This window comes from Dyadobacter soli (assembly GCF_900101885.1).
Taxonomy (GTDB): Bacteria; Bacteroidota; Bacteroidia; order Cytophagales; family Spirosomataceae; genus Dyadobacter; species Dyadobacter soli.
Genome location: NZ_FNAN01000027.1, coordinates 54,246 through 77,678 on the forward strand (window position 1 = coordinate 54,246; position 23,433 = coordinate 77,678).

The following is a 23,433-nucleotide window of genomic DNA, read 5'->3' on the forward strand; positions in this document are numbered from 1 at the left end:
TGCATGTCATATCTTCTGAGTATAGTAATGCCCGCATACAATGAGCAGGATTGTATCGAAAAAGTAGTTTATAATTGGACCTCCTTCCTCAAAACAAAATTCCCCAACGATAACACTACCCTGATCGTCATCAACGACGGGTCAAAGGACAATACGAAAGCGTTACTGGATGAGTTGGACAAAAAGGTCGATAACCTGACGGTTGTGCACCAGAAAAACGGCGGGCATGGTAATGCGGTTGTAAATGGCTACCGCAAAGCGCTGGAAGTAGGCTCGGAATATGTGTTCCAGACCGACAGCGACGACCAGTTCGTTTCCGAAGACTTTGACAAACTCTGGGACAAACGCACCCAGTCGCAATTCATACTCGGCTACCGCCAGGTGCGTCACGACGCCGGCGTGCGCCTCTTTATCACGAAATTCCTCCGCGGCACGATCTCCACTGTTTATGGTACATTCATCATGGACAGTAACATCCCGTTCCGTCTGATCAAAGGAACATTCCTGCAAAAACTGATGAACCAGCTGCCCAACCCGGAACCGTTCGCACCGAACATTTTCCTGGCGGTAATGGCTAAAAAATCGGGACAGGAGCTGTTCGATATCCCTATCACCCACAAAGACCGCGAAACCGGCACCGTTTCGATCGTGAAATGGAACCTGTGGAAAGTTTGTATCCGAAGCTTTAAAGAACTCCTGCGGTTCCGCCTCGAACTAAACGGTAAAGTGAAAGCGATCCGCGCTTAAAAACCAGGCTTGTGTCGAAAAAAAAACTGATTGCTATCCTGCTGGTCGTGATTATCGCATCAGCAGGATATTTCCTGTTCAAATGGTCGAGGGGCTCGTCGGCAGCCTGGCAATTCATCCCGTCCAATGCCGTTGTGGTGATCACCAGCGAGCATTTGCAAGATTCGGCCTACACGGCCACGGAAGCAACACTCGATCTTAAACGGCTTCCCCTGCTCGACATCGCCAGCGACAACCTGACATTGCTCAACCTGCTGACGAAAGATCCTAAAAAGCTCAAAACATTCCTCAAAGGCAAAGCCCTCTCCTACTCGTACCACCCGCGCACGAGCACCGAATGGGGGGTGATTATGTACATTCCAGTTACCGAGGAAGAAACCAAATGGCTGGCCAGCCCGCAGCATGCCAACATCCGGCTTTTGCACCACAACTTCCAGGACCACCGCATTACCGACGCCATCGATGCCAATTCACGGCCATTGTTTTCGTATCTGGTTAAAGACCATTTCCTGATCGTCAGCTATTACGGTGATCTGATCGAAGATGCGGTACGCGCCTCGTCGCTCAATATCGGCTCGTTCAGGCTGCGTTCGCGGTTTTCGAATATCAATGACTCTGATTACGGCACGAGCATTTACCTGCGCACCGACGCCTGGAAGTCGGTGATGTCGATGGAAAATGTGGCCACGCTGGCGGAGTTCGGCAAGAGCTTCCCCACCTACCAGGATTTTCACATTGAAAAAGCGGAGAATAAGGGAAACCTGACTGTCAAATCGGACGGGGCCGACGCTCCGGATTACTACCTCGCCGAGCTCCTGAAAGACAACCCGGGCACGCCGTTCCTCGGTCATAAGCATGTCTCGCAGCAAACTTCGTTTTTGTATCGCGCCGCGGCATCCGATAAGGCTGCATTCAAGGAAGCCTTTTTGAAATGGCACAAAAAATACAAATCACCGGCGTGGGACAAGCTCAGCTACTACATTGCCGGGGAAAGCAACCTGCTTATCGATAACATCGGTTCGGAGTTTGTGTTATGCCAATTGGAAGAAAATAACAGCATTACTGACGGAAAAATATTGCTTACGGAGTTTTCCAACTACGACAAAGTGCGGCCGGTGCTGCAAAAACTCGCGCACCTGGCCAACCAGGAAAGCAACGTCTCGGCGGATCAGTACCAGGGCTACGACATTTATTCCGTACCCATTCCCGAGCTCCCGGCAGGTTTGTACGGGCCGATATTCACAGGCTTCCCGCGCAGCTACATTACCTACATTGCGCCTTACCTGGTGATCAGCAACAATTCACAGGTTTTACAAAACTACATTGTCGATTACGAAAACCAGATCACCTGGAAACAATCGCCGGAATATGACAGCGTGTTTACCAATGTGAATAACGAAGCACAGCTTTCGATGATCGTGAACCTGCGGAAAGCGCAGTCGGGCGAGGAAACGCAGGTAAGCAAGAAATACAGTGATCTCACCGCTAAAATGGAGTCGATCACGCTGCAATGCCGCTTCGAGGGCAGTGAAGCTTTTCCGGAACTGACATTCCATCCTAAAAAACGCCAGACCGCGAGCAAGGTGCTCAACCGCACTTTCCTGAACATCGACATCGAATGGCCAGATATTTACGACTCCGACCTGGCCGCATTGCAAAACCCGATCGACGGAAGCTCCGAAATATTATTGACCGACAAAGAACATAACCTACTCAGAACGAACAACCTGCGCGAAGGAAAAACGGAAACTATCGCCAAACTGAATGGGCCGATCAGCACGGCGGCCTACAAAGTCGACTTCCTGAACATCGGCCGCCAGCAGCGCATTTTCGCGACGGACCGCACGGTGTACGCATTGGATGAAGACGACTCCACCAATGTTTCGAAATTCCAGGCTCATTTGCCCGGCTCCGATCCGATTTCAGCATTGTACCTCATCGACGGCGGCGAGGACGGCAGTAACCGGTTTATCGTGAAAAGTGCGGCGGAAGAGCTGTTCGTCTGGGAAAGCGTGACGCGTTCTCTTAAAAAGCTCAACCATTCCGTACGTTTCGAGAAGATTGTGGGGCCGGTGGTCGCATTGAACCAGATCGGTAACCGCGGGTTCATCGTAACGCAGCAGAACGGAAAAATCTATTTGCTGAAAGAAAACGGGACTGTGAAATCCGGCTTCCCGGTGGATATTCTCACACGGACGGAGAGTCCGTTTACCTGGGCGCAAAATCCGCAAACCGGCCAGCCCGAGCTCGCGGGCGTGAGCGTTTCCGGCGAGTTGATCCGCATTAGTCTCGACGGCAAGGTCACCTCGCGCCGCCAGTTGCTGCGCCCTGAACCGGGCTCGCGTTTCCGCATTCTTTTCGACCGTAACTCATTGGATTGGATTTTGGTGCGTTCGGTTAATTCAAAAACCGCTATTATTACCAAAGACGGCCGCGAGCTGTTCGAGATCAAGGATATTTTACCAAATGCGACCATCCAATATCATTTCTTTGGGGTAGATAACCGGTTTATTACCATTAAATCGGGCAGCTATTCTACGGTGTTCGATATGAATGGCAAGCGGCTTGGCGATAAGGCGATCCCGTCGGAAATGCCGGTGCAGCTTACTTATCAGCCGGGTTATTACAAATTATTGATATTCAGCCGATCGGAGAAGAAAATACAGGTCTGGTCGATCAAGTTGAGATAATGCTATGAAAATTTTAAGATACATCGTTCTGGCCGTCTTCTGCGTGATATGGGTCGTGGGTTTGAGCCCGACCATCCTGCCATGGCTTTGGAAAGAACGCATTGTGGAAGACGGTTACCAATATGGAGATTTATACAAGCTCTCCACGCTATCCGAGTTCCGCGATCCACGCACGCAATGCACGGGATACACGCCTCCTGCCCGGCCGCAATTGGGTAAAAAGGTGCATTTGTATGTCATTGGCGATAGTTTTTCGGAGGAAGGGCGCGTAACGATGAAAGATTTTGCCGTCGACCAGTACCTCCGTGTGCGGTGGGATGAATTCCTGCACATTAAACTCGACACTTCCGCGCAGAATATCCTGCTGATCGAAACGGTGGAGCGGCACTTTCGTGAAAAATTCGCTTCGAAAATGACGATACTCGTTCCCGACAGCACCACTTTCATAGCGAAAGCCGGGCCGGGAAAATTCGTACATCGGCTCGATGAGGCATTCAAAGGCACGCATACCGCCGACAGGCTCGATGGTTTTCTATTCCAAAACGACCTTGCATTGCGGGTAAAGGAATGGAAGTCCGACTTTAACCACCGCATTTTCGGCCGCGAAGCCTCCGGCGTTACACTGGTGAACGACGACCGCGACGCTGTGTACTACCTGGACACCGACACGCCGAAAACCACCTCTTCTTTTACGCCCTTCCGCAACACCGAGCTCGATTCGATGATCACGAACCTCAATGCAAGCGCCGGTTTCGCAGATTCGCTCGGCTTCGACAATGTGGTATTGAGCATTATCCCCAACAAAGTCTCCGTACTAAGCCCGGATTATGGCCAATACAACCAGTTGATCGAGCGGGTTTACAATCATCCCAAACTTAGCATTCCCTATATCGACGTCCTGGCCGATTTCCGGCGCATGGGCCAGTCGTCCTACCTGAAAGGCGATTCTCACTGGACTTGCGAAGGGCAAACGGTATGGCTGAACAAGGTCAATGCGCTGATCAACCGGCTACTTGCCGGTCCTAATGCCTAGACGGCCGGTTCCACATCGTCGGGGAGGCGGTCGGTGAGCTTACCCACCGTGAGCCCCTGCACGATGATCGAGAACAGCACCACGAAATAGGTGATCGCGAGCAGCAGGTCTTTGTTAAGGTCATGATCTATGGATAATGCGAGCGCAATGGAAACACCTCCGCGCAAGCCTCCCCAAACCAGAATCGTAATCGATTTTTTCCCGAAGCGCGTTTTGAACGGGATCAGTTTCACCGGGATGTAGATCGAAATGAATCGCGCCGACAACACTACCACGATCGCTACCAGTCCTGCCCAGCCGTATTGCTTCATGTCGGGGATCAATAATAGTTCAAAACCGATGATCAGGAACAGGATCGCATTCAGAATCTCGTCAATGAGCTCCCAGAACTTATCGATATAGTCGCGCTCGGTATCTGAAACCGCACCGGGGTTTTTACCGTAATTACCCACTACCAGCCCGGCTGCCACCATCGCGAGCGGGCCCGACATATGCAGCGCCTGCGCCGCCAGGTGCCCGCCCATCACGATCGCGAGCGTAATGAGCACGTGTACATTGTAGCCATCCACCCGGTACATCATTTTGGAACCCAAAAAACCGAGCAGCAGCCCGAGGACAATACCCCCGATAGCCTCTTTTACAAAAAGACCGGCAATGCCTGTAAACGAAGTATTTACTTCCTCGCCCCGCGCAAGGGCCAGCATGAGAATGAAAACTACCACCGCCATACCGTCATTAAAAAGCGATTCGCCGGCAATTTTCGTTTCCAGCGACTTGGGTACGCCCGCCTGTTTGAGGATACCGAGCACCGCAATGGGATCAGTAGGGGAAATTAATGCACCAAAAACGAGACATTGAATAAGTGGAATGGTAATGCCGAGCAATGGCAGCACGCTGTACATAATGAACCCGATCACGAATGTGGAAATGACCACGCTAACCGTCGAGAAGATAATGACCGGCAGGCGCTGCTCGCGGAGATCTTCCAAATGCAAATGGATAGCACCCGCGAAAAGGAGGAAATTGAGCATTGCTCCCATCAATATTTCCGTCAGGTCGACGCTCGCGATGAGCGTGGAGATGCGGATAAATGTGCGTGGAAATATGCTGTCGGTAGCGATAAGCCCCAACGAAACCATCAATGCGATCACCATGACGCCGATAGAAGGAGGCAGTTTCAGAAACCGGGAATTGAGATAGGAAAATATCGCAGAGAGGACGATTAATGCAGAAAAAGAGTAATACAGCTCCATGAAAATATTTTTTAGACTAACCAAAAATAGGGAATTCCGGGCAGGCATTCAAGGCGGAACGGGTGTTGCAGGCAAACTCTAATGGTATTCTAATTTGAAAGAACTGTGTAAAAACGTGCCGGAAAAGCGATTTGAAAGTGTGAAAAACTGCTCGTGTCGATTGTTTTCCTACATTAGTAAACCAGTGTTTGCCTCGTTATTCAACGCTTCGCCACTACTATCGCAAAAGACTATGGCAACAATACATCCGCTTCCCGCCAGATTACCCATTATTACCCTTCTCCTACTCTCCGTTTTACATTGCTCTCAGAATACCTTCGCGCAGTCGGGCAAGTTGAAGCCCGGTTTTGACAAAGCCGAATACCAGGAGCTACTGTACATGCATTCGCTGCTGTACGATACCACGATGACCAACCGGCATCAAAACAAAATTCCCAGGCCGACGAAATTCGACTCGTTGTACACCTCGCCGGTAATGGGGCTCGACAACCGGTGGGGACTTTGGAAAAACAGCGCATCGATAGGCGTGATCAACCTGCGCGGCACGACGATGAACGCCGTAGGCTGGCTGGAAAACTTCTATGCGGCGATGGTACCGGCAAGCGGCGAGCTGAAAGTCACGAAAGACTACACATTCAAATACCATTTGGCCGACAATCCCAAGGCAGCCGTGCACATCGGCTGGCTGCTGGGCGCCGCCTACTTGGCCAGGGACATTATGCCGAAGGTCGATTCGCTGTATAAGGCTGGCGTGAGGGACTTCCTTATCATGGGCCACAGCCAGGGCGGTGCGCTCAGTTACCTGATGACTGCGCATTTGTATTCGCTTCAAAAGCAGGGTATTCTGCCCAAGGATATCCGTTTCAAAACCTACGCCAGCGCGGCGCCGAAGGTGGGTAATACTTACTTTGCTTACGAATACGAGCATTCCGTAGACGGCGGCTGGGGCTATAATGTGGTCAATTCGGCCGATTGGGTGCCGGAAGTGCCCTTTTCCGTGCAGACGTTAAGCGATTTCAACAATACCAATCCATTCAAGAATATCGACGGCATTATCAAAAAACAGAAACTCATTGCGCGCATCGGGATGCGGCACGCTTACAAGGGCCTGCGAAAGCCCAGCGAGAAAGCCCAGAGCAATTACGAAAAATACCTTGGGCGGTTCGCCGGAAAAATCGTTTCCAAGAACTTGCCGGAATACCAGTCGCCTGCATTCTATAAAAGCAGCAATTACGTCCGCACCGGCCCGACGATCCTGCTATTCGCCGACGAGGCCTATTACAAGGATTTCCCGGATTCCGACAAAGAAGTTTTCATCCACCACGGCCTGCGCCCTTATCTGCATTTGCTCGAACAATATAAATACTGACATTTCACCCCGTTCATGCGCTTCAATCTGACATTTTTTCTACTGGGCATTGCATTCCTCGCGAAGGCCCAGTACCAGACCCGTTTTGAAAAAAGCGGCGGCAAACAAACGCCGACCTATGAGGAAGGCATCGCGTTCTACCGACAACTCGCGAAAAACTTTCCGCAGGTGCAAATGCAGGAGAAAGGCGCTACCGACAGCGGCAAGCCATTGCATTTGGTTTTGTATTCCAAAAACAAGGTCTTCGATATCAAAAAGCTGAAAGCGCAGGGGAAAGCGATCCTGTTTATCAACAATGCCATTCACCCGGGCGAGCCCGACGGTGTGGATGCCTCGATGATGCTTCTGCGCGATATACTCGTAAATCCGGCTAGATTCCCGGAGCTGGATAGCGTTGTGGTGGCCATTATCCCGTTCTACAACATCGGCGGCGCATTGAACCGCAACAGTACCACGCGCACCAACCAGGCCGGGCCGGAAGAATATGGTTTCAGGGGGAATGCCCGGAATTATGATTTGAACAGGGATTTCATCAAAGCCGACACCCGTAATGCACGGAGTTTCGCGTCCATCTTCCACGACCTCGATCCCGATCTCTTCGCGGATACGCACGTGAGCAACGGCGCCGACTACCAGTATGTGATCACCCTCGACTACGCCCAGAAAGACAAGCTCGGTGGTCCGCTCGGCGATTTCAATAACAAGGTCTTCCTGCCTTACATGTACAAGCATTTGAAAGAAGCCGGATTCGAAGCGACGCCCTACGTGAATGCCTGGGGGCAGACGCCCGATAAAGGTTTTGTGCAATTCCCCGACTGGCCCCGCTATTCCACTGGCTATGCGGCATTGTTTCATACCATTGGCGTGATGACCGAAACGCACATGCTGAAACCTTACGACCAGCGTGTGAAATCGACTTATGCCTATTTGCATGGAAATATCAAGTTCCTGGCAGCACATCGCAAAGCATTGCTGAAACTGCGGAACGAAACGAAAGAAGCCGTTAAGAAGCAGGAAAAGTTTGCCATTACCTGGCAGGTCGACAGGTCGAAACCATCAACCATTGCATTCAAAGGGTATGAACCCGAATACATTCCCAGTGAAGTGAGCGGGTTGCCTAGATTACATTACGACCGGTCGAAACCATTTACCAAAGACATTCCGTTTTTCGACACTTACATTCCGCTGGATGAAGTGACAAAGCCCGAGGCTTATATTATCCAGCAGGGCTGGCATAACGTGGTTGCGCTACTCCGGCTGAACGGTGTGCAGATGAAAGCCCTTGAAAAGGATTCGGAAATGGATGTGGAAACGTATTACATTGATGAGCTGGAAACGCCCAAACAGCCATTTGAAGGACATTACTGGCATACTTCGGTGAAGCTGCGGACCGAGAAGCAGAAGCTCGCATTTAAAAAGGGCGACTGGTACGTGCCGGTCAACCAATCCACGAACCGCTACATTATCGAAACGCTCGAACCGAAAGCGGTGGATTCGTTTTTCAAATGGAATTTCTTTGATACGATCTTACAGGCCAAGGAGCATTATTCCGGCTATGTTTTTGAAGATCTTGCTGCGGATTTACTCAAAAAATCTCCTGCATTGAAAGCAAGACTGGACGAGAAACGTAAGACTGACGCCGCATTTGCCAAAGATGGCAACGCCCAGCTGGATTTCATTTACCAAAATTCGGAATACGCGGAAAAGGAATACATGCGCTATCCCGTTTTCCGCGTAGTGAAGTGATCAGAACCGGAAACCGAGGCTGAAATTGAATTCTCCCGTGATTTCCATGCGCCTGTTGCGGTAAGTACTCGATCGGTAGGTCTCACGATCTATATAACGCGGCCCAACGCCTGCACTAAGCCCGATCTGGAAATGCGGGGTAATCTGGAAATTGACGTAGTTGTTGACGACTAGCCCCATCCGGAAGCGATCCCGCTTTTCCTCTGTGCTGGTGGTAACACCCGTTGTAGGATCGTACCGGTTGTTATATTGCCACCTCGTACCGATCCCGGTAAAAAGTGTAGGACCTACGGCATAAGTAACGCGCTTTTGACCGAATGGGTACACTTTCAGGCTGGGTGAAAAGTAGTACATCTGGTCGTCGGCGTCCTCGCCGATCGTGGGAATGTAGTAACTGTCGGGAATGGTGACCGTGAACGGCAAAAGCAGGCCGAAATAGCCTCTTTTGTCAAGAATCCGCTCGTAACTGATCCCGAAGCCTGGCCCGCTGTCCAATGCCTTGAATGGCGAAACGTCTATTTTATTCTTGCCCAGCTCTTCGTCCTGCACGATGGGCGCATTCCGTTCGCGGCTGCGTTCTCTGCTCCGTTCGGCGCGTTTATCGAACCAGATCGTCTGCCCGTTCCCGAACTCGATGCGCAGCAGCTCATTCTTCCTGATGGCGAAATTGGCCGCATTGGCCTCCTGGCTGATCTTGTATAAAACCTTGTCGATTCCTACCTCCACCACCTTTCCGTCGATGGTAGAACCGTTTTTTCGGACCATGACATCCTGTGCGCGAGCGGCTGTGAAGAGTAGGGATAATAAGAGCGTGAGCGTAGCGATTCTGTTCATAATGTAGTTGTGTTGATGGCTAATAATCGAATTTAGACTTTTCCTGAGTACTTTTGCGGAATATAACCACTGAACGTTTAAAAATATAGTTCTGTTATATCCACGGTCACAATGGCCAAATATACTATCCGGGCTGCATTTAAGAGTTAAAATAATTGGCAGCCATTAAAAAGACCAAATGACATTTCAGGATTTAAAACTCATAGAGCCGATTAAAAAGGCTCTCCAAGAAGAAGGATACACCACTCCCACTCCCATCCAGGCCAAAGCTATTCCGGTTATTTTAGAAAATAAAGATTTGCTGGGCTGTGCACAAACAGGTACCGGTAAAACCGCCGCTTTTGCGATCCCGATGCTGCAATTGCTGCACGAAAACCCGGTAGGGAAATTTGAAAGAAGCCGTATCCGTGCATTGATTTTGACCCCTACCCGCGAGCTGGCGATCCAGATTGGCGAAAGCTTCGCTGCGTACGGGCGTCACACACGTGTGAGGCATAGCGTTATTTTCGGTGGCGTAGGCCAGAAACCGCAAACCGACGCTTTGCAAAAAGGCGTAGACGTACTCATCGCTACGCCAGGCCGTTTGCTGGATCTCATCAACCAGGGATTCATTAAACTTAACCAGTTGGAATTTTTCGTGCTCGACGAAGCCGACCGTATGCTCGACATGGGTTTTGTGCACGATGTAAAAAAGGTAATCAAACTGTTGCCTAGCAAGCGCCAGTCGCTGTTCTTCTCGGCCACCATGCCGCCGGCGATCGTGACATTGGCGGGTACCATTCTGAGAAACCCGGCGAAAGTAGAGGTTACACCTGTTTCCTCGACGGCCGATACCATTCGCCAGTCGGTGTTTTTTGTAGATAAATCAGACAAAAATTCGCTGCTGCTGCACATTCTGAAAGATGAATCGATTGCAACGGCATTGGTATTTACACGTACCAAACATGGGGCTGATAAGGTGGTGAAAGTATTGCGCAAAGCGGGCGTTACGTCGGAAGCGATCCACGGTAACAAGTCGCAGAGCGCCCGCCAGAATGCCTTGAAAAACTTCAAAAGCCAAACCACACGCGTACTCGTGGCGACCGACATCGCCGCACGCGGTATCGATGTGGATGACCTGACGCACGTGATCAACTACGAAATCCCGAACATTCCGGAAACTTACGTTCACCGGATCGGTCGGACAGGCCGCGCGGGTGCGAAAGGCATTGCGCTGTCGTTTTGTGACAAAGAAGAAAAGGCGTTTCTCAAAGATATCCACAAGCTGATCGCCAAAAATATCCCGGTAGTAAACGACCATCCTTACGCAATTTCGAGATAAGTAATGTCGAAAAAGACCTTTTCCGATATCGACCTTCGCAAAGCACTTGCATTGATTAAAAAACCGGATGCGGTGCTCGTGGATGTGCGGGAAACCTGGGAATTTGAGGAGTTCAATGAAGGGGGAATCAATATTCCGCTGTCCGAGATCAGGCAAAAACGGCCACTCGTGGCGCCTTATGAAACAATTGTGGTGATCTGCACCAATGGCGTGAGAAGTAAAGTCGCCGCAATGGACTACTGCCGCGTCCCCGAATGGGCCGGCAAGCAGATTTACCACGTAAAAGGCGGCATTATCGAATCTGAGTAATGTGGTTTAAAGTGAAGAGTTTAAAAAAGTAAAGAGCAAAGCCTTGCAAGTTAATGATTCGCAAGGCTTTACTCTTTATTTTAAACTTTCTACTTTAAACTCTAAACTTTCAAAGCTCCTTCGAATACGCGCACCGCGGGACCGATCAGGTAAATATCTTTGTACTGGCCTTCGCCGGCATCCTGGTACTCTACCGCCAGCGTTCCACCGATAGTTTCTACCTGCACGGGGCCATTCCAACCCTTGCGTATGTGAGCGGATAATGCGCAGGCCGTTACGCCTGTACCACACGAGTAAGTCTCGTCTTCCACGCCGCGCTCGTATGTACGCACGCTCAGGTGATTGTCTTCGATTACTTCCACGAAATTCACATTGGTACCGCCTTTCGGGCCGTACACCGAGCCATAACGGATTTCGCTGCCGATATTGACCACGTCGGCTTCATGAATATCCTCGACGTACGTCACATAATGCGGCGAACCAGTGTTCATGAAATCATATTCCTCGTATTGCTCCACGCCGTTCACATTCGACATTTTCAGGCGGATGGTGTCACCGGAAACCGTTGCTTCGTGTTCGCCGTCGACGGCTATGAATTTGGTACTGTCCGCAAAAAGCCCCAGGTCGCTTGCAAAACGCACCACACAGCGGCCACCATTGCCGCACATGCTGCCTTCACCGCCATCGGCATTGAAATATACCATCCGGAAATCGTAGCCTTCGGCATTTTGGAGCAGAATAAGGCCATCCGATCCTACCCCGAACCGGCGGTGGCAGATCGAGGCGATCAGTTCTTTGGAAACCGGGAATTGCAACCCGCGGTCGTCGATCATGACGAAGTCGTTGCCGGTACCCTGGTATTTATAAAAGGCGGTAGTCATAAATATTGGTCGTTATCCGTCGGTTAAAACCGACGGTAGTAGATTCAGTCAATTTCCGTCAGTTTCAACTGACGGCAAGGCGATAATCCGGAATGCGGACTCTTGCTATTATTGATCTCTTTTTTCTCTATTGCCGTCAGTTTCAACTGACGGATTTTAGATAAAATCCAGATTGATTTTGTTCAAAAAACAAAACCCCGCAAGAAAAATTCGCTTGCAGGGTTTTAAAATTTCGTTCCCGAAGGTCCTTTGGATTACTTCGTGGTTTTAAGCTCTTTAATACGAGCGGCTTTACCCTGACGACCACGCAAGAAGAACAGACGTGAACGACGTACCTTACCACGGCGAATCAATTCGATTTTCGCGATGCTTGGTGAAAGGATTGGGAAAACACGTTCAACACCGATACCGTTTGAAATTTTACGTACTGTAAAAGTTTCGCCAGCTCCGTTTACGTTACGACGCTGCATAACGGTACCCTGGAACTGCTGGATACGCTCTTTGTTACCTTCACGAATTTTCACGTGAACGTTGATCGTGTCGCCTGATTTGAAATCAGGATACTCGGATTTACGATTTTCAATCGTAGCTTCTACGAGTTTAATAAGTTCGCTCATGACGAGTGATTTTATGGATTTAAAATGATAGCTTGCTCCCAGCGGACGGGGTGACGCCCCTTCATTCAAAACAGCTTTTGAGAAAACGAGTGCAAATCTAGCACTATTTTTTTGCATGTAAAAGCTTTTCGCGAGACTATCATGAAGATTTTCAACGTAGAACAGATCCGGGCGATGGACGCCCACACCATCGCACACGAACCCATTGCTTCAATCGATCTCATGGAGCGCGCTTCCCAGGCATTTGTGCGCTGCTTTTGTAATCAATATGTCAATACGCGGCCTGTCGCTGTTTTTTGCGGAAAGGGCAATAACGGTGGCGACGGCCTGGCCATCGCACGCATTCTGAGCGGCTGTGGCTATGATGTGCAGGTTTTCATTGTGGAGTATACTTTAAATGCGACCGAAGATTTCCGGCAAAACCTTTCGCGGCTCGGTAATCATCTCACACCCCGGCGCATCCAGTCGGAAAACGATCTTCCGGCATTACCTAAACAGGTCGTTTGCATCGACGCATTGCTCGGCTCCGGGTTGTCGCGGCCGGTGGATGGGCTGTTGCGCATTGTAATTAGCTATTTAAATGAAATTCCCAACCGCATTGTGGCAGTCGACATTGCCAGTGGCTTGTATGCCGACCAGCCGAATGATCCTGCGGATATCATTATTAAACCAAAGTACACGATCACTTTTCAACTGCCGAAGCTCGCCTTCCTGCTCCCGCAGAATGCCGAATACGTCGGCGAATGGCACGTGGTAGATATTGGTTTGAGCGCGGAATACATTCACAACACCGAAACGCCTTACCATTTCACCGATAAGCCCGAAGCCGAAAAGCGCATCAAACCGCGTCAGAAATTCTCGCACAAAGGCACATTCGGCCACGCCGTGCTCATTGCGGGAAGTTTTGGTAAAATGGGCGCTGCCGTTCTTTCGGCAAAAGCCTGCCTGCGCTCGGGCGTGGGTCTGCTCACGATGCACGTGCCTGCCCGCGGGTACGAGATTGCGCAGATTTCTGTTCCGGAAGCGATGACGACCGTCGACGACGCCGAAAAGCACATTGGAAAAGTGCCGGACCTCTCTTCCGCTACTGCGATCGGTATCGGGCCGGGATTGGGCCAGGACGCGGCCACCGCGAAAATGCTGGAAAAGGTATTGGAACAGGCCAAAGTACCCATCATTATCGACGCCGATGCATTGAATATCCTCTCGACAAACCAGCATTTGCTGTACAAGCTTCCCGCAAACACGATCCTAACCCCACACCCCAAGGAATTTCAGCGGCTTGCCGGAGAAAGTAGCAATGAATTCGAGCGGCTGGCCATTGCACGCGCATTTGCGGCCAGGTACAAAGTGATTATCTGTTTAAAAGGAGCCAATACAGCAGTCATTTTACCAAACGGCGAAGTGCATTTCAACGCTACCGGCAACCCGGGCATGGCCACCGGCGGCACGGGCGACGTCCTCACCGGCGTTATCACCAGCCTCCTGGCCCAAAAATACGACCCTGCGGACGCAGCCATCCTGGGAGTTTACCAGCACGGCCTCGCCGGCGACCGCGCCGCCGAAGCCCGGGGCCAGACTGCGCTGATCGCGTCGGATGTCGTGGAGCATCTGGGTTGGTAATACCCCTTTTCAACTCAACACCTGATACACCACAAACGCGGCCCCATACGCGAGTACACTCAGGTATGCCAGCTGGATCATCGGCCATTTCCAGCCGTGGGTTTCGCGATATACGACCGCGATGGTACTCATACACATCATCGCGAAGACGTAGAATATCAATAGCGAGTAGCAGACGGCCGGTGTAAACATCTGGCCGCCTGTTTCAGGATTCTTTTCCTGGATGAGGCGCTGTTTGACAGTAAGTACATCTTCCGTATCGCCGCTGATGCTGTAAATCGTGGCCATTGTGCCGACGAATACTTCACGGGCCGCAAATGATGCCAGTAATGCAATGCCGATCTTCCAGTCGTATCCCAACGGTCTGATCACCGGCTCGATGAACCGGCCGAACTGGCCCGCATAGGAACTTTCCAGTCGCGCGGACGCCACTGCGGCGTCGATTTCCTCCTGTGGAGCGGCGCTCATCGATGTTACTACCTGCTGTTCGGCCTTTTCCATGTTATCGCCGGGGCCATAAGATGCCAGTACCCAAAGGATAATGGAGATCGCCATAATGACCTTACCCGCTTCGAGCACAAACGATTTCACACTTTCATACATCGTAAAACCGACGTGCCCCCAGCGCGGGAGCTTGTAGGAAGGCATTTCGAGCATAAAATAGCTCGGTTCTTTTCTTGGAATAAACAGTGAGAGCAGCCAAGCGGAGCCCAACGCACCGAGTAATCCGAGCAGGTAAAGACCGAAAAGTACTAATCCCTGAATGTTGAATATGCCCAATACCTTTGTTTCGGGTACCACTACCGCAATGAGGATCGCGTAAATCGGTAGGCGCGCGGAGCAGCTCATGAGCGGGGTTACCAAAATCGTGAGCAAGCGTTCGTAACGGCTGCTGATGCTTCTTGTGGTCATAATCGCCGGTACCGCACAGGCTACACCGGAAATCAAGGGCACCACACTGCGGCCATTCAGTCCGAAACGGCGCATGAGTTTGTCCATAATCACCATAACCCGCGCCATATAGCCCGATTCTTCGAGAATGGCCACCAATGCAAAGAGGATGGCGATTTGGGGGATGAATATGATGATACCACCGATACCGGCCATGATACCATCGGTAATGAGGTCGTTAAGCACGCCTTCAGGTAATGCGCCTTTTACCCATTCTATCGCTGCGGCCGTGCTGGCGTCGATCATGTCCATCGGATAGGACGCCCATGCGAAGATGGCCTGGAAGACGATCAGCAATACCAATGCGAATGTGACATACCCCCAAACGCGGTGCAGGAGAATGCTATCCAGCTTGCGCGTCCAGTAAGGCTGTTCGGTTACGCCTTCCGATTTGACGGCTTTGGAAACGATAGGCTTGATTTTTTCATACCGCGCAACGGTCTCGTTGGCAAGGAAGTTGTTTTCGTCGAAACCATATTTCTCGATCAGCGCGTCGAGCTTGGCACGGACGGGCTGTTCCAGGAAAGAGAAGTTATCATGCTGACAAACATATTGCAATGCAACATAGTCATTATCCAACTGATGAATTTCCTTCACCTCGTTGATCAGCCCTATTTCATTCTCCTTTGGTTCGTAAAAATATTGCAACACAGGTTTTTCCGTGCGTTCAACGACCTGTTTCACAGCCTCTTTCAAACTCTTCATACCCTCGCCCGTACGTGCATTAATGCGCACGACGGGCACATTGAGCTGCATGGCGAGCTGCACCGCATTCACAGTCAGCTTCATGCTCTCGGCGACGTCCAGCATATTCAATGCCAGCACGCTTGGGATACCCAGGTCGTTGATTTCGGTAAAAAGGAGCAGGTTTCGTTGCAGGTTGGAAGCATCGGCCACGATCACCACCACGTCCGGGAAATCGGGGTGTTTGGGATTGGCAAGAATGTCCATCACGACGGTTTCGTCCTTCGATTTGGGATAGATACTATATGTACCCGGCAAATCGACGAGCGTTACGTGGGCGTCGTCGTGCCCATTTTCGCCTGCAATGCGGAATGTCCCTGATTTTTTCTCGACTGTGACCCCCGGAAAATTGCCGGTTTTCTGGCGCATTCCGGTGAGTGCATTAAATAGCGTAGACTTGCCGGCATTCGGGTTACCTACCAGCGCAACTTTAATATTTCCCTGTTTCAATGGAGAGGCTGTATGCGGAACGCAATCTTTACTCTAATTCAATCACTGCGGCTTCGTTCAAACGCAACGACAGGCTGTAATTCCCGCCAACGTTGATGCAGATCGGGTCACCGAATGGCGCAATCGCATCCAGCCGTACTTCACAACCCGGCAAACAGCCCATTTCGAGCAGTTTGAGCGACATTGCGCGGTCTGTAAACGATTTGATTATGCCTTTTTCACCCTTTTTGAGGTGGGAAACGGTACGAGCCGACATACGTTCCTTATTTAGATTCATTTTATTTAAAGTACAAATAAAGCACTCTCAGACGGTAAATCAAACTTTACTTCGTCTAATGTGCCCACCGTTCGCCAAATCATTCAAAATCGTGACCGTTTTATTATTTCCCTCCGGCTTTGTGTCGTACTTTTGCAGCGCGAAACGAAGTACCGAAAGCCGGAAAAAGCGACGCTGGTTACATTACAACAGCAAACGGGAAGCCGAAAGCCGCAAGCCGACGGCCCGCACCAATCACCTTGAACGAGATTAAGACCCTGATCTGGAAAGAAGTAACGCTCGAATGGCGCCAGAAATACGCCATCAGCGGAATGCTGCTTTACGTGGTCAGTACCGTATTCGTCTGCTACCTCAGTTTTAACCTCCGCCGCAACCAACTGACGCCGATCGTCTGGAACACGCTGTTCTGGATTATTTTGCTCTTCACGGCGGTGAATGCCATTGCCAAAAGCTTCTCGCAGGAACGTCACGGACGGCTGCTATACTATTACAATTTGTGCAGCCCGCAAGCTATCATCATTTCCAAAATCATCTATAACTCACTCGTAATGGGCGTGTTGTCGGTTTTGGGATTTGTATTTTATGCATTCGTAATGGGTAACCCGATCCAGGACAACGGCCTGTTTTCGATCTGTATCCTGCTGGCTTCCACCGGTTTTGCTTCCGTTCTCACACTCATCGCGGGCATTGCGTCCAAGGCCGACAACAGCGCCACGCTCATGGCCGTGCTCAGTTTCCCGATCATCCTGCCGATGCTGCTCATGACGATCCGCCTGGCCAAAAATGCCATGGACGGGCTCGACTGGTCGGTCAGTACCGATGAAATCACCACACTATTATCGATCGATCTGATAGTAATTACGCTCTCCTACCTGCTTTTTCCATATTTATGGAGAAGCTGAAAAACAGCAGGTTACAGGGCCCAACTTTAAAGTGTTAGTATAAAAATGAGAAAGATCTGGTGGAAAATCCTCTGTGTCGTGATCATCTTCTACGTGATCATCTGGGGTTTTATCGGTCCCGTTCCACGCCTTGCCATTATCAATGAAAGTATCCGCAATACGTACTTCCACGTGGCATTATGGCTTGCCATGACCACATTGTTGCTTTTATCGATGGTATTCTCCATCCGTTATTTAATGAAGGGGAATATCAAAGACGACGATATCGCCAGCGAAGTAGCGAAAGCCGCTATTTTCTTCGGCATATTGGGTTGCCTAACCGGCTCTGTATGGGCCAATTACACCTGGGGTGACCCCTGGCCGAACGACCCAAAACTGAATGGCGCGGCGGTGGGCATTTTGATTTACCTGGCCTATTTGCTGCTTAGAAGCTCCTTCGAGGACGAGCAGCGGCGGGCGCGGATTTCTTCGGTTTACAACATTTTCGCATTCGCCGTTTTCATCCCGATCATTTACATTCTGCCGCGACTAACGGATTCGTTACACCCGGGCAGCGGCGGCAACAGCACCTTCGGTTCTTATGATTTCGACAACAACATCCGCCGCGTTTTTTACCCGGCTGTGATCGGTTATATACTACTCGGATTGTGGATTGCGGAGCTTCGCATTCGCATTAAACAGATCAACCGGGTGCGCGAAGAAGCATTGATCGAATCGGGTAAACTCTGATCATTTTGCCCCGATTCAGGCTTTTTACAAACGTTTCAAAGTAAAATTTCGTTAAGGTTTAGTTCACCATATATACAATGAAAAGAATTTCCCTCATCCTCCTGACCTTGCTGGCCATTTGCGGCAACGCGTTCGCGCAGGCAGGCGATACCTCCGTCGAAATGGCCGACAAGCTCCGCGCCGACGGTAAAATATGGGTCGTGGTGGCGGTAGTAGCCGTGATTTTCGCAGGATTGGCTGTGAATCTCTTCCGCATCGATTCTAAGTTGAAAAAGATTGAAAAAGACCTCAATATCAAGTAAGCCCTATGAAAAAGATACAGATATTCGGATTGGTGATCATCGCGGTTGCAATTGGTATTATCGTTTCAACTGCCGGCGATGCAAGTACTTATGTCGATTTTACCAAAGCCAAAGAAATGGCTGCGGACGGCGATAACGAGAGCATTCACGTAGTAGGCAAGCTCAAAAAAGATCCGACAGGCCAGATCCTGGAAATGGAATACCGGCCGGAAATCGACCCTAACCTGTTCGTTTTCACATTGGTAGACAATAACAATGTAGAACAGAAGGTGGTCTATAAAAACACCAAACCGCAGGATTTCGACAAATCCGAGCAGGTAGTAGTAGTGGGTAAAATGCATGACGGCTCGTTTTCAGCCGAAAAGATCCTCATGAAATGCCCGTCGAAATACGAAAACGGTAAAATGGAAACTACGGAACATACCGCGAAAGAATCATGATTCACAGTACGATCGGAAGTGCAGGTCACCTGCTGGTTATAGTCGCATTCGTATCGGCCATTCTGGCGACGTTCGCTTATTTTAAAGCGGGTATCGCCGGCGGGACGGTGGAAGAGACGCAGAGTTGGAAAAAGTTTGCGCGGAGCGTCTTCTGGGTGCATCTGGCCGCGGTGATCGGCGTAGTGTTCTCGCTCTACTGGATCATCGGTAACCATTATTTTGAATACCATTACGCGTGGAAAAACTCCTCGCTCTCCTTGCCGACTGGCTACACGATTTCCAGCTTCTGGCAGGACCAGGAAGGTAGCTTCCTCCTCTGGATTTTCTGGAACGTGGTACTCGGCGCGACATTGATATTCACCAACCGCTCGTGGGAAGCGCCGGTAATGACCGTTTTTGCGTTGGTACAGGCATTCCTCACGTCTATGATTCTGGGTGTGGTAATCCCTGGTCTCGATCTGAAAATCGGTTCTACGCCATTCCTTTTGCTGAAAGAGGTAATGCCCGACCTGCCGGTTTACAAAATGGACCCGAATTTCATTCCGAAAGACGGTAACGGCCTCAACCCGCTGTTGCAGAACTACTGGATGGTGATCCACCCTCCTACCCTGTTCCTCGGCTTCGCAAGCACGCTCATCCCATTCTCGTTCGCGATCGCAGGACTCTGGACCCGACGCATTCAGGACTGGATACGACCTGCATTGCCGTGGTCGCTGTTTTCGGCGCTGGTTTTGGGTGTGGGTATTCTAATGGGCGCTTACTGGGCGTACGAAACGCTCAACTTCGGTAGCTACTGGAACTGGGACCCTGTCGAAAACTCTTCGTTTGTGCCCTGGCTGATTCTCGTAGCGGCCGTGCACGTGATGATCATCGGCAGAAGGAATGCAACCGCATTGAAAACATCGTTCATCCTTACGATCGCGACATTCATTCTGGTGCTTTACTCAACCTTCATGACCCGCAGCGGCGTGCTTGGTAATGCTTCCGTACACTCGTTTACGGATTTGGGTCTTTCCGGTCAGTTGCTCATCTACCTTTTCACATTCATGATCGTGTCAATCGGCTTGCTGGTGGCACGCTGGAAATCGCTGCCTAGCGACGAAGAGGAAGTATCTACCTACTCGCAGGAATTCTGGATTTTCATCGGTGCAACGGTACTTTGCCTTTCCGGCTTCCAGATCATCGCTACTACCTCCATTCCGGTTTATAACAAAATCGCCGAAGCATTCGGTACCGTGCTCAACATGGCACTGCCTGCGGATCAGGTAGCGCATTATAACAAGTTCCAGCTCTGGTTCTTTGCATTGATCATCGTCCTCACGGGCGTAGGCCAGTATTTCTGGTGGAAAAAAACCGGTAAAGGCAAGTTGCAGACATTGTACAACCCACTGCTGGTGGCATTGCTGATCAGCGCTGCGGTGATTACATTCAAGCAGGTGCGCGACATTCAGTACATTGCATTGCTTACCACATCGATATTCGCGATCGTGGCGAACGGCAATATCCTGCTGAACATCATCCGTGGTAACTACAACCTTTCGGGCGGTGCTATCACGCACATCGGCGTAGCGCTTATGTTGGTCGGTGTATTGTTCTCGTCGGCTTACACGAAAATCGTTTCGATCAACAACTCAGGTCTGATGATCTCCCGCAGCGAGGAATTTACAGCCAACGACAACAAGGAAAATAAAGAGAACATTACCCTCTGGCTCAACAAGCCGGAGAAAATGGGTGATTACATGCTCACCTGGCGCGACGTGCGCGTGGAGCCACGCCACATCCCGGGTTACATTCCGAAGAGTTGGGTTGATATCGTAGAAGGCGATTTCCACGCGGTGGCATTGCGCGACATCGAGGTAAATGGCCAGAAGTACCATAAAAAGGGCGATACCCTCGAAATTTTCCCTGAAAACTTCTATTACGAAATCGAATACCGCGAGCCTTCGGGCAAGATTTTCACCCTCTTCCCGCGCGTGCAGATCAACCCGCGGATGGGTGGCATCGTATCTTCCCCGGATATCCAGCGCAAGGTCGATAAGGATTTGTACACCTACGTTTCCATGGTAACCAACCCTACCGCCGAGCCGGTTTGGTCCCAAAGCGAGAACTTTACGATCAACCTCCGCGACACATTCTTCGTGAATGACTACGTGGCCATTCTCGACAATGTAGTGCGTACCGAAGAAGTGGAAGGCATCAAACTCGGCCCGGGCGATGCGGCTGTGAAAGCGATCATCCGCGTGCTGGATAAGGACAAAGAGTTCGTGGTAACGCCATCATTCGTGATCCGCGACCGCCTGGTGGCGCGCAAGCCGGAAGTAAGCAACGAGCTGGGCATGCGCATTCAGTTCAACGAGATCAATCCGCAGACGGGCCAGTTCACATTCGGTGTGAACACGACCCAGCGCGATTTCATCGTCATGAAAGCGACCGAAAAGCCATTAATCAACATTCTCTGGCTCGGTACATTCGTGCTGATCATCGGTTTTGTGATGGCTACCGTCCGCCGTTTCAGGGATTTTGTCAAAATGCGTAACAAAGAAAACGCGGCTACGGAACCTAAGGCCAAGGTTAAGCCAAAGGTACAGGCGGCATAAACAGTTCCTTTTAAAATACATTACAATCCGGCCCGGCTGCATTCCAGTCGGGCCGGTTGTTTTTTATACCAGAAAGTAAGTAAACCTGCCTCTCACTAAAGGTTTATTTGAGTTGCGTATATAGCCGGATAGTTTTGAGGAACTCAATCGACCTCAATACATTATGGACAAGCCGCAACAAACCTCCCGGCGTGAATTTCTGCGCCAATCCGCCCTGCTAGCAGGTGCCTCCCTCATCTCCACCCGCTCCTTCGGAAGCATTTACATTGGCAAACAGACCCGCGTGATCGTGATCGGCGCCGGGTTCGCCGGGTTGGCCGCTGCTTATGCCCTCAAACAGAAAAGTGTGGACGTGACAGTACTTGAATCGCGCAACCGCATTGGCGGCCGGGTATTTTCCCACACCATCGATCCCAAAGAAAACCTCGTGGTAGAGCTCGGCGCCGAATGGGTAGGCAACTCCCACGAGCGCGTGCGTGCATTGTGCGAGCAGTTTAAGATACCATTGCTGAACAACCAGTTTGACACCCATTTGATTTACCAAAATCAATATACCAAAGCCAATGCCTGGGATTTTTCGGATAACTGGAAGACGAAAATGAAGACATTGCTGGAAGGTTACAAGACGCTGGACGAAAAGCAGAAAGTGGAGCTCGACAGCATCGACTGGTGGCGCTATCTGGTCAACAATGGCTGTGAGGGCAAAGACCTCATCTTCCGCGAGCTCCTCGACAGTACCGATTTCGGCGAAAGTATCCGGCATGTATCCGCCTACATCGCACTGGCGACATTCGCCGAAAGCAGCGAGAAAAACGAAATGGACCTAAAAATGCAGGGCGGCAACTCGATGCTCGCGAAGAAATTCGCGGAAGGAATCGGTGAAGGCAGCATTCTCACCGGCCACGCCGTCAAACGCATCGAGCAAAAGGGTTCGGTAAAAGTGACCTGCGAAAACGGCAAAACTTTTGAGGCCGACAAGATCATCTGCGCCATTCCTACATTCGCCATCCGGAACATTCAATGGGAACCGGGACTTCCAACCGAGAAAATACAGGCTATCAACGAGCTCCAATACGCCCGCATCAACAAGAATGCGATTTTGTTCAAAAAGCGTTTCTGGAACGACGAGAGCTTCGACCTTATTACCGACCAGACGCCCCATTACTTTTATCACGCCACCAAAAACCAGCCGTCGCAAAAAGGCGTATTGATTTCCTACACGATCGGCGAAAAGGCCGAACTCATCTCCGCCCAAAACGACGAATGGCGGAAACAAATGCTCGGGCAAACGCTTAGTCCCTATTTCCCGAAAGCCAAAAAACTCATCGAATCCCAGGCTAATTACTACTGGGGAACGGATAAGATTTCGCAGGGCGCCTACGCCATGTACGGCCTCAACCAATGGTATACCACGCGCCCTGCTTTGCAAAAACCATTTCTGCACACCTCTTTCGCCGGCGAGCACCTGGCCGACTGGCAGGGCTTCATGGAAGGCGCGGTAATCACGGGCGAACTCGCGGCCGCGGAGATCATGGCCGTTTAAAGCGGCAGCAGGGTACGGAAAAAACACGACAACAGGCAAAAGCTTTGATCAACTTCCTGCATTCCAAGCCGGTTG

General features: G+C 50.7%; 20 protein-coding genes. 14 read left to right on the forward strand and 6 right to left on the reverse strand.

The window, feature by feature from the left end; translation table 11 throughout:
• Window positions 1-3 precede the first annotated feature (3 nt).
• The 3 genes from BLQ88_RS32765 to BLQ88_RS32775 are packed head-to-tail and all read left to right on the forward strand — an operon-like array spanning window position 4 to window position 4,470.
• On the forward strand, window positions 4-747 hold the full coding sequence (locus BLQ88_RS32765; protein ID WP_090157246.1) for a glycosyltransferase family 2 protein: 744 nt from the start codon (window positions 4-6) through the stop codon (window positions 745-747).
• Between the two features lie 11 nt (window positions 748-758).
• Window positions 759-3,437 carry a DUF3352 domain-containing protein gene (locus BLQ88_RS32770; RefSeq protein ID WP_090157247.1) on the forward strand — a complete coding sequence of 893 codons (2,679 nt, stop codon included), beginning with the start codon at window positions 759-761 and terminating at the stop codon, window positions 3,435-3,437.
• 4 nt (window positions 3,438-3,441) lie between these two features.
• Window positions 3,442-4,470: an alginate O-acetyltransferase AlgX-related protein gene (locus tag BLQ88_RS32775; protein ID WP_090157248.1), complete on the forward strand. Its 1,029-nt coding sequence runs from the start codon at window positions 3,442-3,444 to the stop codon at window positions 4,468-4,470.
• On the opposite strand, the gene BLQ88_RS32780 is transcribed toward BLQ88_RS32775, so the two are convergent.
• Window positions 4,467-5,723 carry a cation:proton antiporter gene (locus BLQ88_RS32780; RefSeq protein WP_090157249.1) on the reverse strand — a complete coding sequence of 419 codons (1,257 nt, stop codon included), beginning with the start codon at window positions 5,721-5,723 and terminating at the stop codon, window positions 4,467-4,469. The genes BLQ88_RS32775 and BLQ88_RS32780 overlap by 4 nt on opposite strands.
• 232 nt (window positions 5,724-5,955) lie before the next feature.
• Between BLQ88_RS32780 and BLQ88_RS32785 the strand changes: the two genes are divergently transcribed.
• Both BLQ88_RS32785 and BLQ88_RS32790 read left to right on the forward strand, forming a co-directional pair.
• Window positions 5,956-7,092 carry a lipase family protein gene (locus BLQ88_RS32785; protein WP_090157250.1) on the forward strand — a complete coding sequence of 379 codons (1,137 nt, stop codon included), beginning with the start codon at window positions 5,956-5,958 and terminating at the stop codon, window positions 7,090-7,092.
• Between the two features lie 15 nt (window positions 7,093-7,107).
• Window positions 7,108-8,838 (forward strand): M14 family metallopeptidase, encoded by a 1,731-nt coding sequence (locus tag BLQ88_RS32790; RefSeq protein WP_090157251.1) that lies wholly within the window; start codon window positions 7,108-7,110, stop codon window positions 8,836-8,838.
• On the opposite strand, the gene BLQ88_RS32795 is transcribed toward BLQ88_RS32790, so the two are convergent.
• Window positions 8,839-9,672 carry a hypothetical protein gene (locus BLQ88_RS32795; RefSeq protein ID WP_090157252.1) on the reverse strand — a complete coding sequence of 278 codons (834 nt, stop codon included), beginning with the start codon at window positions 9,670-9,672 and terminating at the stop codon, window positions 8,839-8,841.
• 178 nt (window positions 9,673-9,850) lie between these two features.
• Between BLQ88_RS32795 and BLQ88_RS32800 the strand changes: the two genes are divergently transcribed.
• Window positions 9,851-10,993 (forward strand): DEAD/DEAH box helicase, encoded by a 1,143-nt coding sequence (locus BLQ88_RS32800; protein WP_090157253.1) that lies wholly within the window; start codon window positions 9,851-9,853, stop codon window positions 10,991-10,993.
• A 3-nt stretch (window positions 10,994-10,996) separates the two neighbouring features.
• Complete coding sequence (locus tag BLQ88_RS32805) at window positions 10,997-11,302, forward strand: rhodanese-like domain-containing protein (protein WP_090157254.1); 306 nt, start codon at window positions 10,997-10,999, stop codon at window positions 11,300-11,302.
• Window positions 11,303-11,403: 101 nt separating this feature from the next.
• Here the strand turns inward: BLQ88_RS32805 and dapF are convergent, their stop codons facing one another.
• A complete protein-coding gene (gene dapF, locus BLQ88_RS32810; protein ID WP_090157255.1) occupies window positions 11,404-12,183 on the reverse strand; it encodes a diaminopimelate epimerase in 780 nt (259 codons plus the stop codon).
• Window positions 12,184-12,437: 254 nt separating this feature from the next.
• Window positions 12,438-12,800 carry a 50S ribosomal protein L19 gene (rplS, locus tag BLQ88_RS32815; RefSeq protein WP_015814531.1) on the reverse strand — a complete coding sequence of 121 codons (363 nt, stop codon included), beginning with the start codon at window positions 12,798-12,800 and terminating at the stop codon, window positions 12,438-12,440.
• A 141-nt stretch (window positions 12,801-12,941) separates the two neighbouring features.
• On the opposite strand from rplS, the gene BLQ88_RS32820 reads away from it, so the two are divergent.
• Window positions 12,942-14,423 carry an NAD(P)H-hydrate dehydratase gene (locus tag BLQ88_RS32820; protein WP_090157256.1) on the forward strand — a complete coding sequence of 494 codons (1,482 nt, stop codon included), beginning with the start codon at window positions 12,942-12,944 and terminating at the stop codon, window positions 14,421-14,423.
• Between the two features lie 9 nt (window positions 14,424-14,432).
• On the opposite strand, the gene feoB is transcribed toward BLQ88_RS32820, so the two are convergent.
• Both feoB and BLQ88_RS32830 read right to left on the reverse strand, forming a co-directional pair.
• Window positions 14,433-16,568 carry a ferrous iron transport protein B gene (gene feoB, locus BLQ88_RS32825; protein WP_090157257.1) on the reverse strand — a complete coding sequence of 712 codons (2,136 nt, stop codon included), beginning with the start codon at window positions 16,566-16,568 and terminating at the stop codon, window positions 14,433-14,435.
• A gap of 28 nt (window positions 16,569-16,596) precedes the next feature.
• On the reverse strand, window positions 16,597-16,824 hold the full coding sequence (locus BLQ88_RS32830; RefSeq protein ID WP_041735487.1) for a FeoA family protein: 228 nt from the start codon (window positions 16,822-16,824) through the stop codon (window positions 16,597-16,599).
• 260 nt (window positions 16,825-17,084) lie between these two features.
• Between BLQ88_RS32830 and BLQ88_RS32835 the strand changes: the two genes are divergently transcribed.
• From BLQ88_RS32835 to BLQ88_RS32860, 6 genes are all read left to right on the forward strand, one after another.
• Entirely contained in the window at window positions 17,085-17,747 is a 663-nt protein-coding gene (locus BLQ88_RS32835; RefSeq protein WP_176885181.1) for a heme exporter protein CcmB, read from the forward strand.
• 45 nt (window positions 17,748-17,792) lie between these two features.
• Window positions 17,793-18,476, forward strand: a complete 684-nt coding sequence (gene ccsA, locus BLQ88_RS32840; protein WP_090157258.1) for a cytochrome c biogenesis protein CcsA — start codon at window positions 17,793-17,795, stop codon at window positions 18,474-18,476.
• Between the two features lie 77 nt (window positions 18,477-18,553).
• A complete protein-coding gene (locus BLQ88_RS32845) occupies window positions 18,554-18,778 on the forward strand; it encodes a CcmD family protein (RefSeq protein ID WP_090157259.1) in 225 nt (74 codons plus the stop codon).
• A 5-nt stretch (window positions 18,779-18,783) separates the two neighbouring features.
• Complete coding sequence (locus BLQ88_RS32850) at window positions 18,784-19,218, forward strand: cytochrome c maturation protein CcmE domain-containing protein (RefSeq protein WP_090157260.1); 435 nt, start codon at window positions 18,784-18,786, stop codon at window positions 19,216-19,218.
• Entirely contained in the window at window positions 19,215-21,815 is a 2,601-nt protein-coding gene (gene ccsA / locus BLQ88_RS32855; RefSeq protein WP_090157261.1) for a cytochrome c biogenesis protein CcsA, read from the forward strand. Before BLQ88_RS32850 ends, ccsA (BLQ88_RS32855) begins: the two co-directional genes overlap by 4 nt.
• Window positions 21,816-21,978: 163 nt before the next feature.
• Complete coding sequence (locus BLQ88_RS32860; RefSeq protein ID WP_090157262.1) at window positions 21,979-23,358, forward strand: flavin monoamine oxidase family protein; 1,380 nt, start codon at window positions 21,979-21,981, stop codon at window positions 23,356-23,358.
• The last annotated feature ends 75 nt before the right edge of the window (window positions 23,359-23,433 follow it).

Coding starts and splice junctions, on each gene's coding strand:
- rplS (WP_015814531.1), bottom strand. CDS start 12,800: ATGAGCGAACTTATTAAACTCGTAGAAGCTACGATTGAAAATCGTAAA.
- ccsA (WP_090157261.1), top strand. CDS start 19,215: ATGATTCACAGTACGATCGGAAGTGCAGGTCACCTGCTGGTTATAGTC.
- BLQ88_RS32830 (WP_041735487.1), bottom strand. CDS start 16,824: ATGTCGGCTCGTACCGTTTCCCACCTCAAAAAGGGTGAAAAAGGCATA.
- BLQ88_RS32785 (WP_090157250.1), top strand. CDS start 5,956: ATGGCAACAATACATCCGCTTCCCGCCAGATTACCCATTATTACCCTT.
- dapF (WP_090157255.1), bottom strand. CDS start 12,183: ATGACTACCGCCTTTTATAAATACCAGGGTACCGGCAACGACTTCGTC.
- ccsA (WP_090157258.1), top strand. CDS start 17,793: ATGAGAAAGATCTGGTGGAAAATCCTCTGTGTCGTGATCATCTTCTAC.
- BLQ88_RS32820 (WP_090157256.1), top strand. CDS start 12,942: ATGAAGATTTTCAACGTAGAACAGATCCGGGCGATGGACGCCCACACC.
- BLQ88_RS32795 (WP_090157252.1), bottom strand. CDS start 9,672: ATGAACAGAATCGCTACGCTCACGCTCTTATTATCCCTACTCTTCACA.
- BLQ88_RS32775 (WP_090157248.1), top strand. CDS start 3,442: ATGAAAATTTTAAGATACATCGTTCTGGCCGTCTTCTGCGTGATATGG.
- BLQ88_RS32805 (WP_090157254.1), top strand. CDS start 10,997: ATGTCGAAAAAGACCTTTTCCGATATCGACCTTCGCAAAGCACTTGCA.
- BLQ88_RS32800 (WP_090157253.1), top strand. CDS start 9,851: ATGACATTTCAGGATTTAAAACTCATAGAGCCGATTAAAAAGGCTCTC.
- BLQ88_RS32765 (WP_090157246.1), top strand. CDS start 4: ATGTCATATCTTCTGAGTATAGTAATGCCCGCATACAATGAGCAGGAT.
- BLQ88_RS32780 (WP_090157249.1), bottom strand. CDS start 5,723: ATGGAGCTGTATTACTCTTTTTCTGCATTAATCGTCCTCTCTGCGATA.
- BLQ88_RS32845 (WP_090157259.1), top strand. CDS start 18,554: ATGAAAAGAATTTCCCTCATCCTCCTGACCTTGCTGGCCATTTGCGGC.
- BLQ88_RS32860 (WP_090157262.1), top strand. CDS start 21,979: ATGGACAAGCCGCAACAAACCTCCCGGCGTGAATTTCTGCGCCAATCC.
- BLQ88_RS32850 (WP_090157260.1), top strand. CDS start 18,784: ATGAAAAAGATACAGATATTCGGATTGGTGATCATCGCGGTTGCAATT.
- BLQ88_RS32790 (WP_090157251.1), top strand. CDS start 7,108: ATGCGCTTCAATCTGACATTTTTTCTACTGGGCATTGCATTCCTCGCG.